14 protein-coding genes and 1 pseudogene are annotated in these 16,963 nt (G+C 39.3%); 12 read left to right on the top strand and 3 right to left on the bottom strand.

What is annotated here, in order from left to right:
• Window positions 1-133 precede the first annotated feature (133 nt).
• From ACFQ3J_RS20730 to ACFQ3J_RS20680, 11 genes are all read left to right on the top strand, one after another.
• The gene (locus ACFQ3J_RS20730; protein WP_379293813.1) at window positions 134-2,308 is read left to right on the top strand and encodes a heavy metal translocating P-type ATPase; all 2,175 of its coding nucleotides are present in this window, start codon (window positions 134-136) and stop codon (window positions 2,306-2,308) included.
• Window positions 2,309-2,540: 232 nt separating this feature from the next.
• The gene (locus tag ACFQ3J_RS20725) at window positions 2,541-3,140 is read left to right on the top strand and encodes a copper resistance CopC family protein (protein WP_379293812.1); all 600 of its coding nucleotides are present in this window, start codon (window positions 2,541-2,543) and stop codon (window positions 3,138-3,140) included.
• The gene (locus ACFQ3J_RS20720) at window positions 3,137-4,207 is read left to right on the top strand and encodes a copper resistance D family protein (protein ID WP_379293811.1); all 1,071 of its coding nucleotides are present in this window, start codon (window positions 3,137-3,139) and stop codon (window positions 4,205-4,207) included. Before ACFQ3J_RS20725 ends, ACFQ3J_RS20720 begins: the two co-directional genes overlap by 4 nt.
• 497 nt (window positions 4,208-4,704) lie before the next feature.
• Window positions 4,705-5,997, top strand: coding sequence for a murein hydrolase activator EnvC family protein (locus ACFQ3J_RS20715; protein ID WP_379293810.1), 1,293 nt, complete (start codon window positions 4,705-4,707; stop codon window positions 5,995-5,997).
• A 285-nt stretch (window positions 5,998-6,282) separates the two neighbouring features.
• Complete coding sequence (locus ACFQ3J_RS20710) at window positions 6,283-6,705, top strand: BlaI/MecI/CopY family transcriptional regulator (protein ID WP_379293809.1); 423 nt, start codon at window positions 6,283-6,285, stop codon at window positions 6,703-6,705.
• Window positions 6,706-6,745: 40 nt separating this feature from the next.
• Window positions 6,746-7,567 (top strand): M56 family metallopeptidase, encoded by an 822-nt coding sequence (locus ACFQ3J_RS20705; protein WP_379293808.1) that lies wholly within the window; start codon window positions 6,746-6,748, stop codon window positions 7,565-7,567.
• An 814-nt stretch (window positions 7,568-8,381) separates the two neighbouring features.
• Window positions 8,382-8,849, top strand: coding sequence for a tyrosine-type recombinase/integrase (locus tag ACFQ3J_RS20700; protein WP_379293807.1), 468 nt, complete (start codon window positions 8,382-8,384; stop codon window positions 8,847-8,849).
• A gap of 89 nt (window positions 8,850-8,938) precedes the next feature.
• A complete protein-coding gene (locus ACFQ3J_RS20695; protein ID WP_379293806.1) occupies window positions 8,939-9,157 on the top strand; it encodes a hypothetical protein in 219 nt (72 codons plus the stop codon).
• 34 nt (window positions 9,158-9,191) lie between these two features.
• Window positions 9,192-9,518, top strand: a complete 327-nt coding sequence (locus ACFQ3J_RS20690) for a hypothetical protein (RefSeq protein WP_379293805.1) — start codon at window positions 9,192-9,194, stop codon at window positions 9,516-9,518.
• Window positions 9,519-9,527: 9 nt separating this feature from the next.
• Window positions 9,528-9,656 carry a hypothetical protein gene (locus tag ACFQ3J_RS20685; RefSeq protein ID WP_379293803.1) on the top strand — a complete coding sequence of 43 codons (129 nt, stop codon included), beginning with the start codon at window positions 9,528-9,530 and terminating at the stop codon, window positions 9,654-9,656.
• 393 nt (window positions 9,657-10,049) lie between these two features.
• Entirely contained in the window at window positions 10,050-10,487 is a 438-nt protein-coding gene (locus ACFQ3J_RS20680; protein ID WP_379293801.1) for a Fic family protein, read from the top strand.
• 447 nt (window positions 10,488-10,934) lie between these two features.
• Here the strand turns inward: ACFQ3J_RS20680 and ACFQ3J_RS20675 are convergent, their stop codons facing one another.
• From ACFQ3J_RS20675 to ACFQ3J_RS20665, 3 genes and pseudogenes are all read right to left on the bottom strand, one after another.
• Window positions 10,935-11,180 carry a hypothetical protein gene (locus ACFQ3J_RS20675; RefSeq protein WP_379293799.1) on the bottom strand — a complete coding sequence of 82 codons (246 nt, stop codon included), beginning with the start codon at window positions 11,178-11,180 and terminating at the stop codon, window positions 10,935-10,937.
• A 989-nt stretch (window positions 11,181-12,169) separates the two neighbouring features.
• A pseudogene (locus tag ACFQ3J_RS20670) lies at window positions 12,170-12,877 on the bottom strand (tyrosine-type recombinase/integrase).
• Window positions 12,874-15,843 carry a Tn3 family transposase gene (locus ACFQ3J_RS20665; protein WP_379293797.1) on the bottom strand — a complete coding sequence of 990 codons (2,970 nt, stop codon included), beginning with the start codon at window positions 15,841-15,843 and terminating at the stop codon, window positions 12,874-12,876. Before ACFQ3J_RS20665 ends, ACFQ3J_RS20670 begins: the two are co-directional and overlap by 4 nt.
• A 338-nt stretch (window positions 15,844-16,181) precedes the next feature.
• On the opposite strand from ACFQ3J_RS20665, the gene ACFQ3J_RS20660 reads away from it, so the two are divergent.
• Window positions 16,182-16,838 carry a class I SAM-dependent methyltransferase gene (locus ACFQ3J_RS20660; RefSeq protein ID WP_379293795.1) on the top strand — a complete coding sequence of 219 codons (657 nt, stop codon included), beginning with the start codon at window positions 16,182-16,184 and terminating at the stop codon, window positions 16,836-16,838.
• Window positions 16,839-16,963 lie beyond the last annotated feature (125 nt).

Below are 16,963 nucleotides of genomic sequence, written 5' to 3'. Positions count from 1 at the left end.
ATGGCAGGTGCTTTTTTATAATGATCTCATACAAATTATTGACAATTAAATTTTCATTTGCGTATAATGTGTTTAAACAAACGTATGAGTATTTGTTCATATATTGAGTTTAGCTTTTGAGAGGAGTGATCACATGGAGGCACAGCTACAGAGGGTTAGAAAAGAGTTAGTATTAGATGGATTAGACTGCGCGAACTGTGCTATGAAGATTGAAAATGGCGTTAAGAAAATTGATGGAGTTAGTACCTGTTCAGTGAATTTCGTAACTAAAACTTTAACTTTAGAGACTCAAGAGGGAAGAGAAGAAAGCATTGTAATAAAAGCCAAAGAAAAGGTGAAGGCATTAGAGCCTCATATACGTGTAATTGAAAAAGGTAAATCTTCATCGGCGAGTAATTCCAAGGATACAGAAGCAGATCATAGTCATGAAGAGGCTCACCATCATTCCCACGATGATGGAAATGAGAACACCAAACGCATGTTAATCCGGTTAATTACCGGTACCCTTATTGCTGCAGGTGCTTGGTTCTTTTCTTTTTCGAGCTATATAGAATTTTCGCTGTTTGCATTATCTTATATCATTATTGGCGGCGACATTGTATGGAGGGCAGTTAAAAATCTTGTCAGGGGTCAAGTTTTTGATGAAAACTTTCTGATGACCATTGCAACGGTGGGTGCTTTTGCGATCCAAGAGTATCCCGAGGGTGTGGCTGTCATGTTATTTTATCAAGTTGGTGAGATGTTCCAAAGCATTGCCGTAAATCGTTCTAGAAAATCGATCAGCGCTCTCCTTGATATTCGCCCAGATTATGCGAATCTAAAAATAGATAACGAAATAAAACGTGTATCTCCTGAAGAAGTGAAGATCGGAGATATAATTCTGATAAAGCCTGGGGAAAGGGTTCCGTTAGATGGCAAGGTTATTGAAGGTGTATCTGCTATGGATACTTCCGCTCTAACCGGAGAATCTGTCCCAAGAGAAGTGGAGCCAGGTAACGATGTACTCAGTGGCTTCATTAATAAAAATGGTGTGTTAACGGTTGAGGTAGCAAAGGAATTCGCTGAATCTACTGTATCCAAAATTTTGGATTTAGTTCAGAATGCCAGCAGCAAAAAAGCCCCGACAGAAAACTTTATTACAAAATTTGCCCGCTATTATACTCCAGTGGTAGTGATCATTGCTGTGTTGCTTGCTGTGGTTCCTCCTCTCATTGTAAGTGGGGCTACTTTCTCAGAATGGGTATACCGTGCACTTGTATTTTTAGTTATCTCTTGTCCTTGCGCATTAGTGGTCTCTATCCCACTTGGCTTCTTTGGAGGAATTGGAGCAGCATCAAAGAATGGAGTTCTGGTGAAAGGGAGTAACTACCTAGAAGCCCTTAATGATGTGAAATATGTCGTCTTTGATAAGACTGGCACATTGACAAAGGGAGCATTCACGGTCACAAATATTCAACCTGCAGGGAAGATTTCTAAAGAACAGCTTTTGAAATATGCAGCATATGCAGAGGCTCACTCAACTCATCCCATAGCCGAATCCATTAGAAATGCGTATGGTGAGAAAATTAATGAGGATGAGCTAGAGAACTATAATGAAATTTCAGGACATGGTATCAAGGTGAATATTGATGGAAAAGAAGTACTTGCTGGTAATGCAAAACTAATGGATAAAGAACAAATTCTTTATACTCAACCAGCTGACTTAGGAACGATAGTGTATATGGGCATTGCCAGGGAATATGCAGGGTATATAGTCATTTCAGATGAAGTGAAAGAAGATTCTTTAGAAGCTATTCATTCATTGAAGGAGCTTGGAATCAAAAAGACAGTCATGCTCACCGGAGATTCTAAAACAGTGGGTGAAGCGGTCGGACGTCAGCTTGGATTAGACCAAGTGCATGCAGAGTTGCTCCCACAGAACAAAGTAGAAGAAATTGAAAAATTAGATCAAGAAAAAATGCCTAAAGAGAAAATCATATTTGTTGGTGATGGAATTAATGATACACCGGTATTGGCGAGGGCAGATGTAGGCATTGCTATGGGCGGACTTGGCTCTGATGCTGCCATTGAGGCTGCGGATATTGTAATTATGACCGATGAGCCATCAAAGATCACAACGGCTATTCGGATAGCGAAAAGGACAAGAAGAATAGTGTGGCAAAATATTATTTTTGCTCTCGGAGTGAAGGCTATTTTCTTGCTGCTTGGTGCATTCGGCATTGCAAGTATGTGGGAAGCGGTATTCTCAGATGTTGGAGTCACTTTATTGGCAGTACTAAATGCAGTACGAGTATTAAAAAGTTCATAATTATATAATTAAGCTTCGCATAAACACCTTTAAGTAAACGACAGGGGTTAGCAATAGTAACCTGTCTCTTAATTAAGGTGTTTTTTTATGAACTGTTTTAGAGATGCTCCTTTACTTCTTTCTATAAAAGTTCTTTAAGTATACAATAATACATCATTTATATTATTGAATGAACATATCTTCATGTGTTAGTCTAAATTAGATTAATTTTGATTAGAAAGGAATGTTTCGAATGAAAAAAAGTTATCAAGTCATAATTATTGCTTTGGTAGGTGCTTTATTTTTCTACTTTCCATCACTTGCTCTTGCCCATACTCAAATTGAAGAATCCTTCCCTACAGATGGTGAGGTAGTGACCACAGAATTTAGTGAAATTACTTTAACATTTAATACTAGTATAGAAGCGTTAAGCTCTTTTAAGTTGTTTGATCAAAATAACCAAGAGGTCCCTTTGAATGATATAATCCTAGAGACCAATAGGATGGAGAGACATATTACGGACGGAACTGATCTTAAAAATGGTGAATACACGGTTGAATGGAAAATAGTCGGGAAAGACGGTCATCCAATTGAAGGCGAATATAATTTCACAGTGGACCTACCTGAGGAGCAAACAGCGTCAAGCTCAGAAAGTGAATTGACGGAGAATTTTGATACCACCGAGACCACTGAAAATATCGAAACTAAACCAAACACGGAGGAAATTCCATCTATCCAGGCTCTTCCCTCAGAAGAGAGTAACAGCAATACTTGGTATTATGTTGGGGCAGGGATTATCCTCATCATTGTGATGGCAGCATTAATGAGACAAAGAAAACGGAGGAAACAATGAGCTGGTATTGGTTAGGAGAGCCCTTTCTCTATAGTTGTTTGTCTGTCTTATTTGGAGGAGTACTTGTTTCGCAATTTCATAAGTCAGTCAAAATACCTAATAAATTGTTTATCCTAGCAGCTCTAGGAGTTGCTCTTTTCTCATTTCTACCCGTACTTAGGATCATTCTCTTTTTTTCAGACGATGCAGGTTTCGGCCTTATTTTTAAAAATGTCATGTTATCTTTTGCTGAAGGAAAAGCTTATATATGGACCTTGATATTAACTGGTTTGTTAATCAGTGTACTGGTAGCAAGGAAGGGTAAAATCAGTACAAATAGCAATATACTGCTGTTTGGATTAATACTCTCTATTGTTGGAGCATTATCATGGTCCAGCCATGCTTCCTCTTATTTTGGACCGGTTGGTTTTTGGCCGCAATTTATCCATTTATTCTCGGTTGCTGTTTGGGCAGGTATTCTTATCACTGCTGGTATGTACATTTCGAAAAAAACTGAGGAATGGAAATCTTTTTTGTCATGGTATCATCCACTTGCTATCATAGCTATGTTGATAATTTTATTATCTGGACTTCTATTAAATATGAGAACGGATCCCAATTATTTGAATTCATGGGTGACTTCTTATGGTCAATCATTGTTGTTAAAACATCTTTTGGTTATTCCACTTTTATTTATTGCTTTCTTTAACGGTTTTTTAGTTAAAAAGAAGTTGAACAATCCGGCTTTCAATCCGAGAAAATGGGTTATAGTTGAAGGTGTATTTATTATACTAATCTTTACTGTGACCGGATTTATGAATCAACAGGTTGCACCGCATGATTTGGATCCTCAAATGATGTCTTTATCCGCATCAAGATTGTATCTTTGGTTAACAGATGGTGAAGTGCAGGTGCCCGTTAACTTTAATTTAAACCTCTTTTCCTTAATACTTTATGTTATAGCTCTAGTTAGTATTGTATGGATGTATATTATTTTTAGAAAGAACAGTACAGCTTATGCTGCTCTCACCTGTGGACTTTTATTTACTATTGTTTCTTTTGTTGGATTGCTAACACTAGTGTCTTAAAGATTCATATTCTATTCACATTCAAAACAACCTTAGTACACGGTTAAATGGGTGGACTAAGGTTGTTTGATTTGTATCTTTATTTAAAGCAGTTACTCTAACAATTAGGTCGACATGGAAACTACATAAATGGCCCCTAAAGGAAACCTTAACATTCCTTTTTAGGGGTTTTCTCTGCTGTCAGGTAAATTAACAATCTGTCGTTATTTGTCGTCTGCTAGAGGTTGACAAGGTAGAGTGAAATAAACTACATTATGTAAGGTAACAAAATTTTAATAATTCGCTATTCTTCGATTGTAAACACGGCAATATTTTAGGGATTTTAATGATTTTGAGACGATTCAAGACAAATAATGTCATAACTCTAACAACCCATAAGTCAACTTAAAACAAGTATATTTGAATTATTTACATGTTAATTGCAAATCTCCTAAAAGGTTTCTCAGTGAAAGACACAATTTGAATATAAAATAATATGTATAAGGATGGGAACTAAGGTGAAAAAGACAGCAACTGCTCTAGCAATAAGTTTAATTACGGCCACTGTATTTAGCCCTGCTTATAGTTATGCAGCGTCAAGCATCAGTGATATTGATAATGAGTTGGAAAAGCTCGAACAACAGTCTAATTCGGCAATATCGGAGCAAGAAAAAGCTGAAAAGAAGAAACAGGAAGCCGTTTACTATAAGCAAAAACAAGAGACATATTTGAAGAGCATCATGAAGCAAATAGAAAACGTAAGTAATGAGCTTGCGATTGTCTCGTACAATATTGAAACAACGGAAGGAAATTTGCGCAGAACAAAGAAAGAATTGCAAGCTGCAGAAGAAAGAATTGTTGCTCGTGAAGACTTACTAGAATCCCGAGTGCGTTTGATGTACACCGACGGTACAGTTTCATATTTGGATGTGTTGTTATCATCTACAAGCCTCACTGACTTTCTTCAGCGTATGGATTCTTTGAAAATGATTGTAGACCAAGACCAAAATCTATTAGTCGAGCACAAGAAAGATAAGCAGCTTGTTGTAGAGAAGAAGCAAGAGCTTGATAACCAATATGCGGAGCATAAACAACTCTATGCAGAGAAGAAAGCACATAAGGCAGAGCTAGCTAGCAAGGAGCAAGAGAAGCAGGCACTTATTGTCGGATATGAGAAAGAAATTGAAACACAAAGTGAACTTAGTGATAAGCAAGATCGAATGCTGGTCGAAATTGCGTCTAAACGTTCAGCTCTTGTTCAGGAAAAAAACGAGCTGAAAGAAGAGCAGGCTGCAAGAGCTGCAAAAGCGAAAGCGGCGGCAGAAGAGGCTGCAAGAAAGAAAGCACAGCAGAAGGTTTCCATTTCTAATTCTGGATCGAGCTCGAGTAGTTCTTCAAGCAATTCAAATGGAGGAAGCGGAGTATTAGGAATGCCAATTCAAGGTGCAACCATTTCCTCAAACTTTGGGCCACGTGTTCACCCCATAACAGGTGAGGTAGGAAAAATGCATAATGGGACGGATTTTGCTGCTCCTCAGGGTACGAGTATATATGCAGCAGAAGATGGCGTAGTCATTATGGCAGAATGGTATGGTGGATATGGTAATACAGTTATCGTTGATCATGGAGATGGTTTATGGACTCTATATCCTCACATTAGGGAGAACGGTATTCAAGTAAAAGAAGGTGAATCTGTATCCCGTGGTCAAAAAATCGCTGAAGTGGGCTCAACAGGGAATTCAACAGGCCCACATCTGCACTTTGAAGTACGTGTAAATGGAACTCCTCAAAACCCATTGAGTTATTTATAAAGCAAATGGACTAGCAGAAGTCAAAACGTTTCTTGGTATAATAATGATTCATAATGGCAGGATCAAAGATAGGATTTTACTTTGTATAGATCAGATAATAAAGTGCGTTTCAAGAGTGCGATCTCTTGTAACGCACTTTTATCTTATATGAACATGGATCTTATTATGGTATTGTGCTGCTTAATTAAATTGGCATAGGTCTTAAAAATAGTTTAAACTATAGTTTGTAGTTAGAAACATCAACTTAAATATGAATGAAACTCTTCTGGAAGAGGTAGCGAAAATATGAGAGTAAAGAGATTCCATCTAGATGAAGAAGGTATCAATAAATTTTTTGGTTCGTTAGAGGCCAGAATTATGGAGGTTTTATGGAGCAAGGGAAAAATGACGATTAAACAAGTCCATGAGTTAATAAACGCTGAATCTCCTATCTCACTGAACGCAGTCATGACCGTTATGACAAGACTAACTGATAAAGAATACTTAATAAAAGAATCAAGTGGCCAGGGAAGAACAAGATTAACTTATTTCTCCGCCCCTACTACGAAAGAAGAATTTATTCAGGCGCAAACTCAAGCAGTCACTGATGGACTAATTGCTGATTTCGGTTCATATATGGTTCGTAATTTAATTGAAAGTTTGGACAAAGCGGACCCTGAACTGATTCAACAACTAGAAAATAAATTGAAGGAATTAAAAAATGAATAGTTATTCGAAGATACTGATTGATCCAAAGCGGGCTTTGTTCGTGGGGATAGTTATATGTAGTCTGGTTATTTTTCAGATGGGCTATGTTATATATCATCAACTTCAAGATGTACCAAGTAACGATAATATATTTTTATTGCTTCAAGCTGCAATTAAGGATATGTTTGTAAATCATGTAACTGCCGAAATGATTATCAATGCTTTTATCACCTTTTCAGTTATTACGTTTGGGTATCAAGTATTTAATCAATACTTACGTTATACGAATATGAAGAAACTCTTCTCCCAAATGGAGGTGCAAGAGTTATCTAATGAATATTCAGAAAAATACAACTCACTAAATGTAAAAATAAAAGTGGTATCACATCCAAACAAAATAGCAATGTCAGCTGGATTCTTTAAATCAGACATTTTCCTTTCCACGAGTCTTTTAGATCAATTTAATGATGAGGAAATCAGGGCAATTATTTACCACGAATATTATCATTGTTTTAAACGTCATCCCTTTTATACGGTTATTTTAAAAATACTATCCGAATGTTATATTTTTCTGCCGGTGATAAAAAGTTTAGTTAGCTACTATGAAGTTCAAATGGAATTAAAAGCAGATCAATTTGTAATAAAGAAAATGAAGAGTACAAGACAGATAGGGAACGTCTTATTAAGTTTGATCAAGGAACATAAAAGAGAACCACTGTTTAAAGGTGTTCATCTTGCTCATGTAGCTATAAATTATCGACTACAACAGATTATTTCTCCTAATGCTAAACTTACTGTTCCTATCTTACAGAAACATACGATTCTCGTCTCTTTGATCACACCATTAGTTATGGGCATAATTCTAATTGTCAACTGTACCTAAAAATTATATTTAGGTAGACGCTTATAACCAGATAGGCTTCGCCACTTTTAAGTATAATATTTATTAAGCAGTTGCTGGTTGGCAACTGCTTTATTTTTATTTTTATTTAGCTAACGGGGCAGGGGTGTATAAAGTCACAAACAACAGTTCAATCAGACTTATCTGGTACCGTCAAGGTAGAAGACTCAGATACTGATACAATAGTTAGTTATACTTTCAAGAATGAAAGCAAAAAAGACGTCACTGTTATTGAAGGAGCGAGATATAAGATGGTGAAAGACAACAAAGATATGGAAGAAGGCGGGGTTTCAATAAAAGACTACTTTACTTTGGAGCCAGAACAAGAGTAGACATTTCGAATTTGAAGTTTGACTCATACAGTATAGATGTGTAATGGAGCAATACGATTGTGTCTGCTGAATTTCTACGAAATTAAAATATAAATTCTGAATTCAAATAATATTATGATATTTAATAAAAAATTTTTAACGTTATTTTATGCCAAGGTTCTTTCTTCTCTAATCGGTGTCGGAGGTAAAGAGCAATACTCGTCATCTTCTATAGTGGCGAAATGAAGGAGTCTTAAAATGTCTACGATGTTCGGATTGTTCGAGAAGCAACTGCGTCAGTCAGGAGTATCCAGCGAACCATTTCAAATTACATATCGAGCTGGAACAAGTTTGAGAAATGGATGAAAGATTTGGATCCAGATTTAAAAGATGCAGGTGAAGCCACCCAAAAAGATATTTCATATTATAAACGATAAATGCTTCTCTCCGGAGGGAAAGGAGGGCAACCTGCAAAACCAAGTTCGATGCAGCTCACCTTTGTACATTTAAATATGATATTCCGCTTCTTTGCAGAGCAAGGTCTGATTCCGGATAATCCAGTAGGGCCAATTAAAAAACCGCCGGCAGCAAGAAGATCACCGAAATGGCTGAGTCGTAATGAACAAAATGCTTTTCTTCGGGAAGTCAGGGGCCTGAACAGTAAAAGGGATTATGCTATCGTGCTTCTGATGCTTCGAGCAGGTCTTCGGGTTCATGAGCTTTGTGATCTTCTAAAAAGTGAAGTTACGATAAGTGCTCGTGCCGGCAGCGTCTATGTCAGAGGTACGTTTGGGCATGATTTGATAAGTGCAGGTAATGATCTGCAGCAAGTGGCCATGTTGATGGGGCATTATAAGAAAGACGGGACACCGAATATTCAGATGACGATGATCTACACTACACCTGGTATGGAGGATTTAGCGGCAGCAGTAGAATCGATTAGTTGGATATGAATAAGGAATATTAAGGAAGAGATTAGACAATCCTGATAACTGAATTGACTGGTATGAAGATATATAAAGAATAGGAGAGAATTAGATAAATGATACTTAGCCAAGTGCATAAGAACACGATCCAATCGCTTACTACAGGAGAGAGTTATACGATTGGTGGAGTCGCAAGTGGTGGAAATAAGCGGTATGAAGTGCAAAAAGTTACTGATTTTGAGTACAAAGTTGGGGTTTATAATCTAATGATTTGTTTAGATGTTGAATGTGTTAAAAGTCCAGAAGAAGTCATTCGTTATATTGAAACAAATTAAATATTAAGTTGTTTGGAAAGGATGGTGATTGATCTTGGAAACAGGAAGTGTTAAGGAAATTGCAACGGCTTATCAAATAGCCACTCTTACATATCCAAGCTTCGAAGTTATCGAATTATTGAAATCGATTCCGTTTGAACGTGTGCTAGAGCTGCTTTTAATTATGCGTCAATCTCCGCGTCCGGTTAAATCTCCACTGAACTTCCTCAAGAGAGCCATTCAAGAAAACTGGAGCCCTGAGACAATGCCTGGAAAAGTTAATCGTCATATCGAATATCTAGAAGAAAATATATATGTACGGCGTGGTTACACCATTGATGAAGCAAGAGAAATAGTGCAGCAAAAAAGACGTGGGGAGTGAGATAAATTCATGAGTAAAAGCAGGTTCTCATCAAATGATCCGAAGGATATTGCATGGAGAGTTGAGCAGATCAAGGTCGACATGTTATTGAAGGTGTCACTCCTAATCAGGATATTGAAGCGTTTGTATTACAGTTAGATCGTGAGGGGATTAACGACATAAACGAGAGACTTCATAGGATTGGAGAATTTATAAAAGCAAAGGAGAAGGGAGCTGAATAGCTTTTTCCTCCCGCCGTACTAATCGTGAGGAAAAGATCTATCAATCTTATCTTTACCCTGGAACCGAGGTTTTTAAAAATAAGCTAGATATACGTGATCCAAAATTGTTAGAGCAGGCAGAATTATTTTATAACATGGAACGTATGCGCCAGCCTCTTCCGAAAATAGCACAAGAATTATCATATAAAGGTTTCTTGCTTTGCATCATCATTTATTTCAGGATCTTTACACATGGGCGGGAAAACAAAGAGATTACACGACAGGACGAGGACCGGCTCCTTATGCTCCACCTGAGAACATAAAAATATAGATGGAAGAACAATTAGAGAAATTAAAAAGAGAAAATTACTTAAGGGGCTTGGTTAGAGAGGAATTCGCAAGAAAAATAGCGCGGATTGTTAATGAGATTAACGCAGCGCATCCATTTATTGAAGGGAATGGTCGAACACAAAGACAGTGGCTTCGGATAGTAGCTGATCAAGCCGGACATAGTTTAACCTTTAGGATGGGAGATTGGGAGCGATGGTATGAAGCGCCAAGAATTGGTTTTGAACAAGTAAAGCATGGTCCAATGATCGAACTAATAAAAGATTGTTTAGAGCAAGAGAATGAATATAAAAAGGGAAACAAACGAATATCCTTATCTTCCAGATTAGAGGAAATCAGAAAAGAAAAAGGGAATATATTGCCACAGCGTCAGCTCCAAAAAAGAAAAATCTTGAAGGATAAGTTTTCCCCCATCAACTGATGTGGTTTTTTTTGTTTTGATTTAACGGTGTTTATCGGAATGGGAATGGCTAGATAACTTTGGGGCTAGGGTCGCTGACGAGATGGCCAAATGAGAATCCGGATAATAGCTGCCATTATGATAGACATGACCTCTGATACGCGAAGGTGATGTCAGACGACAAGAACTTGGTTACTTGTCTGATTAGATAAACATCTAATTTGTTTCAGGTGCTATTTCATTAAGCTAACCGGTAGGTAGCACAAGCAGTTACTAATGCCTAGCATTATTGTACTCTTGTTAAGAGGAGTGATCAGTTCAATGAATCTGGCATTGGATTACATCGATGAATTTAAGCGGAGAATTCAAGGTAATGGAAGGGGAGACAAGAACCTTTTTAAAGATTTCTTTTTAATGATTTCTCTTTGTGAACCACAGAAAGGAAGCTCAACAGCTTCCTTCCTAGGTTTATGGTCTCTCAATTCTTCCTAAAGCTTCTGCTAGTTCTTCGTTTCTCGAAGGATCTTGATTGTCAATCTTGGAGATCAGCTCCGTAAGCATTTTTCTGAGTTGCTGAATGTTTGTTGTAAGATAGCCGTCCATTTGAGCACCTGTTTTCTCATAAATACGTCCGTTTTCAAGGTCTGTTAGCTTGTTTCCGATATCCTGGATTTCTCGGCTGTATTTTTTAGCAATTCCTAACGGTTCAGTCATGCTTTTACCTCCTAGGTTTTTTCGGTTCTCTTCCATATTATGAAATTCGACAACAGTATACAAAGTCCTTTTTCACTTTTAAGTTTTGTATTTTGGTAACATACTCCAAATAAATACTGTTAGTGGACATGATTATTCTAGATTATTGTCTAACAATATTGTAGTCCTATTTCATTCAGCTAACGAGCTGATTAACGTAACGAAACAGAGATTATATTTCAATGAATAAGTTCTGCCAAAATAACCTTAATAAAGGACTACAGTGACCCGCATTATTTTCTGGGATAACCGGAGGTATATCTCAACAAAAAAAGCAGCGTTACTGGCTGCTCTTTTCCTTTATCAAAAATGACGGATTAATTTTAATATAGAATAACTCCATAACTAACTCCACTATAGTTTTGGGTTACTATAGCTGCAGCAGTTATTACGGCGTATTCACTTGGTAACGATAGCCAAAGGTAAGACTACCAATGAATTTCTTGTACCTGAACTGAATACAACAGCTCGGCTCGCACCAACATCTAGTTTAAATAGTTTCGTTACCATCGTTGAGAAAATAGGCATAAAGATATGAAACAAAATATAAATCGGCACTACTGCTAAGACCAATTGAAAATCGCTAACCACATTGTCTATCTGAGAAGCAACTACTACCAACAGAACTAAAGCCATGAAAGGCACCGGAAGCCATGCAGTGAACTGAAGAACGCCATTCCTTTCAATCCCCGTTTACCCACATCTGAGTTAATATTGCAATTAGGATCGGAAGTGCAATTAGAAACAAGAAAGCTTCCAGGAAAGGCCCAACCTTCACAATCTGTGCTGTACCCTCCCCAAAAACAACCATAAATAATGCAAGCATAAGTTTCTCATTTCCACGTCCAAGCTGAGTAAATACTATCACGTAATCAATACAAGGGGTTCAATAAACTAACTAAATGGGGTAGTACCAGCGAAGCTGATACCACCCGCAAAGTAGATGGATATTAAATGGGGAATTTATTAATAACCTCGTTGTACTCCTGCTGAGCATCGGTGATCGCCAACTTTGAATAGACCTCCAGTGACTTACGGCTTTCATGGCCGGAATAAGGCTGTATGAGTGCGTCATCGATGCCCTGCTTTTTAAGCCAGGTCAAAAGGAAATGTCGTAGCTTATGTGGCGACAGACTTTGTACAAGGCCGGCTTCCTCCGAATATTTGGCCTAAATCTTTCGTATTCCCCGATCCGTATATTTTTTCTTCCACGATGATTCGAACAGGTAAACCGCCTGCTTCTTTTTCATTGAATCAGCGTGCATGGCCAGCATTTCCTTGAACAATTGAGGGAAAGGGACAATGCGATCCTTGCTCCCCTTGCCCTTATTAATCCGGATTTGGCAGTAGTGGAAATCAACATCAGATAACTTGATATTGATCAACTCGCTTACCCGAACGCCGGTATATAGGAGTGTCTTGACGATCATCATGTCTTGAAAGTTCTTCGCTTGCCAAACCACATCGTAGTAGCGCTTAAGCTCTTCTTCTGTAGGTACATAGGGGAGCTTCTTCGCTGTTTTTGGAACCTCTACCTCCAGTTCTGCTCGAAGATGCTGAAATAGGCTTTTGAGATAAGCATAATCTGGCCGTTCCCCCCGGAGATACTTCGCCAGCTCCTTCGCTTTGCGCTTCGGGGATATTCGTCTTTCACTCACGCAATAACACCTTCTTCCAGAGGAAGGCGTTCACTCATGTTCAGTCTAAATGTGCCGTAAGGGTTTACATGCGTGTAGACCAGCGGGGTAAGCGCCCTCAAGTCTTCCGGAGTCATCATATCGAACCATTTACGGTCGGATAGGATGCTTTGCAGCATAATGGTATTGATGTACACCAGGCAATTTTGCAGAAGGTGAAGAGACAATACGGCCAACTCTTGATCCTCTAACCGGTTGGTAGCGATTTCTCCGCCTTTGCCGTAAAAAATAAAGCTATTGGCCGAGTTCCAGTTTTCTACGACATTCAAGCCTGCATTGATCTCACGGCGCAGCTCCTCCGAGTGAAGGTAGTCGCATAGGAATATCGTTTTGACTGCTTTGCCGAGTTCACCCAATGCTTGATAGGTCGGATGCTTTAAATTATTGCGGGTAAATCGCTTCAGGATTGCTTCCGTTTCGGCGGTTCCAAGGCGCAATGCCGTAGCGTACTTCATCATTTGATCGTATTGCTGCCGAATCAGCTCCCAGTTGATTGGGCGGGTTAGCACCGGTTGCAAATTCGAATAGGCATCCGTCATGCCTGGTTCGGGCCGGTATAGTTTTTGTGAATGAATCGTTTTGAGCCGTGGCATGAGCTGATAGCCCAAAAGGTAACAAAATGCGAACGCAACCTCGCTCTGGCCGTGTGAATCCACGTAATTCTTCTCGACCTCCATTTCGGTGCAATGACGAAGCAATCCTTCCATCATGGCAGCCACTTCAGAGGAGGAGCACGATTTGAGCTGTGAGTAAATGCATGTCGAATTCTTCTCAACGTGCCAGTATATCATAACGCCGCGGCCGCGGTACCGGATATGCCATTCGGTCATCAGATTTTGATCCCATGCACCAAATTTTTTAGAATCCGATGCACAGGAGGTCGTAGCATCACCCCAAATATCCTGCATCCGCACGCGAAAAATGGCATTCACCACTTCGGAAATTGCGTTTCGAAGATTATCCTTATGAATGAATTTCCTCCGGACGTACAGCAAGTCTTTGTAGCTTTCTCCATGCTCACCGGCACTCACACGTTTCAAGCCGGTATTTGTCCCGAGTCCATAAAGGGATAAAATGAGTCTCTTTTGCAGCGTATCCCGGCCTAACGCTTCACGTACAGCAACAGTCTTGAATTTTTCCGTAAATCCAACACGGAGATCGGCTTCTTTTAAAATGTCCAAGAGACTTGTCATCGGCCAGCGCCGAAGCAACTCAGATTTTATCCGCGATAAATTTACCGGCTCTGCTTGTGGCTCTAGCGGAGACAAGCTGATCCAACCGTTTCCCTTCTCCGTGATCCGAACCTTAGGATTTTTCTGGAGACCGGTATTGAGCGTTTCTAATCCATCTTTCATGGCTTGCTTCAACGTTGCAATGAATGCTTCCGCATCCAAAGGTTGCTTTAGAGCTTTGTAATTTTCTTCTCGTCGTTCTTCAAAGTCTGTTGGCAAGTCATCGTCTGGATTCCGATACCGGTTCGCTCCGACCACCCATATTTCCTTACAACGAAGCTTTTCCCTTAATGCTTGCAGGACGCTTATCTCATAATTCATCCGATTAATCCGCTCTTGGCCTTTCTCGTCCTTCTCAACAATGATTTCTTTATTAACAGTTCGGATTACACCATCTACCGGGATTTCTTCGGACATCGGCAAATAATGATGGCCAGTATCTGAATATTTTTTGACCAACTCCAATGCACGAATCACTGGCCGATGCACTTCATTGTTTGATCGGAATTCCAGGATGCCTAATATTTCGGGAACCATACGGCGGTAATGACTCCCATAGGAAGCTCGAATAATGGTATGGATTTTCTCCCGGTAAGCAGGTCCAGTGTGTTTGAATTCTTTTATCAAATCTCGTAATGTTTGCTCATTAACGACTGGGAAAATGACATCACGAATTACCCCGTCCGGATTGTTGACGGCAGACTGGGCCATGTTGAATAAAATGCCATACTTATTACTTACCTTTCGTAAGTCATTCAGGATTTCCTTTTCGACTTTACGTTCTGCCCGTACTCCTATCCGATGTACGATTTGAATAAACAACTCGATCAAATTGTCCGTTATCTCCATACTCCTTAGCCAGAAGAATGCCGCCAACAATGTGTAACGGATCGGATCAGGATGACGGCGAAGTTCCCGGAGATCCTCTGTCGCGGTCCGCTGCCGGTACTTGGTCAAAACTTTATGAGGGATATCACGAAACAGATCATCCGGAAGCTCCAGATTTCGAATTGTTCGCACCTTGCTTATTTCCCTTAGCACACTTTCGACGCCTGGTTTACCCGGATCGGCCTTTAGCTCCTGAAAAGAAAGTAGTCCCTCATCGCTGCTAGAGCCGTCCTGGTCTTCGTCCAGAAATGCGATACTATCTACGAGTGAATCCAATTTGGACAGAGATGACATAGGCAATTTTTCCAGTGTGGCTTGGAAAAATTGTCCCTCATATGTACGGATAGCGGCTCTGATAAGTCGCTCAATGCGATCAGGTGTAGGCGGTACAACTTTCATCTCCCGAAATCGCCGGTATACGGTCACAACTAAATGCTCGAAGTAGTGATCCTGGAATAACACGCTTTTGCACAGCCAATCGATTACCTCATCAGCATCTTGAATGGTATCCTCACGAAAGCCAAAGAACTCCCTGATTTGTGTTCGATGGTAGGTGATGGAACGGCCAGTCCAATCGTATTGTGCATATAACTCCGCTGGTGCTTCGATCTGCTTGGCTATGTATTGAACAACAGCTTTGGGGACTTCAAGTTTATGAAAAGGGAATCGCGCTTCATATTGGAAAAACTTAAACAGAACAGCAAATCCCAACCGAGTCTCCCCCGACTTATTGCCAACTTGCTGCATTTCGTTAGGAAGAAACGTAAAATGCTCAATTAACTCCTCCAGATCCCAATTTCGCTTCACATGATCCCCTCCAAGAAAAGTTCCTAAAATGGTCAGTATCGGAACTAAGTTTCTAGTTTCAGTCTATCTTTCCTAATAAAATGAAGCAATAAATATTGGATTGTGTCGAAGTTCCAATGCCAATAACTTTTTCGGAACTCGGAAACTTTCCAAGAAAAACAATCAAATATTTATTTGATTGTATGAATGATTTGATGTATGATAGTAATCAAATTACCACTTGGGGTGAGGATATGAGCGAGAAAGAAAGGGACTCATGTGATTTATATACGAGCCAAGAGTCCGTGAGGTACGAAGTTCACTTATTCCTGGCAAAATGGCCGGATGGAAGGTGAAAGATGCGTAAAGAAGACAATAAAGATTTTTTACCAGCTCTGAGATTTCACTGGCTAACATCACTATATGATCCGATATTACGATGGACAATGAGGGAGTCTACCTTTAAGAACAAATTAATTAAACAGATTCAAGTTGATTCAGGGCAGCGAGTGCTTGATCTAGGGTGCGGGACTGGTACATTAACCCTTCTTTTGAAACAAGCTTACCCGAAAATAGAAGTTACTGGACTCGATATTGATCCGAATGTTCTCCGAATTGCAGAGAAAAAAGCGGAGAACATGAAATTAGACATCAAGTTTAATCAAGGGATGTCGTTTGAATTACCCTACCCTGATTTTTCATTTGATCGTGTTGTCACGAGTCTAATGTTTCATCATTTGACTTTAGAAAATAAACTCCGAACACTAAAAGAAATTTTACGTGTACTTAAACCACAAGGTGAACTTCACATAGCGGATTGGGGAAAGGCACAAAATCGGCTCATGCGCGTTGCGTTCCTTTCGATCCAAATCCTCGATGGTTTTAAAACGACAGCAGATAATGTAAATGGCCTGATACCGCAAATTATCGATAAGGCCGGGTTTGCTAAATCTAAAGAGACGGATAGGTTCATGACAGTATACGGAACTCTTTCTTTATACAAAGCGAAAAAATAAACCAGCATTGCGGTGAGTTAGCTTCGTGCCTACTGCCCCAAATAGCTGGCTGGAGTAAATCTTTGTTAAATCGTAACGTTTAATCATATAATTATTTGGATATAAGAACATGTAAATCTAAAATT

This window comes from Paenibacillus provencensis (assembly GCF_042678545.1).
Classification (GTDB): Bacteria; Bacillota; Bacilli; order Paenibacillales; family Paenibacillaceae; genus Paenibacillus; species Paenibacillus provencensis.
Note: the sequence above shows the minus strand (reverse complement) of the source record. Positions and strands in the feature narration are given on the sequence as shown.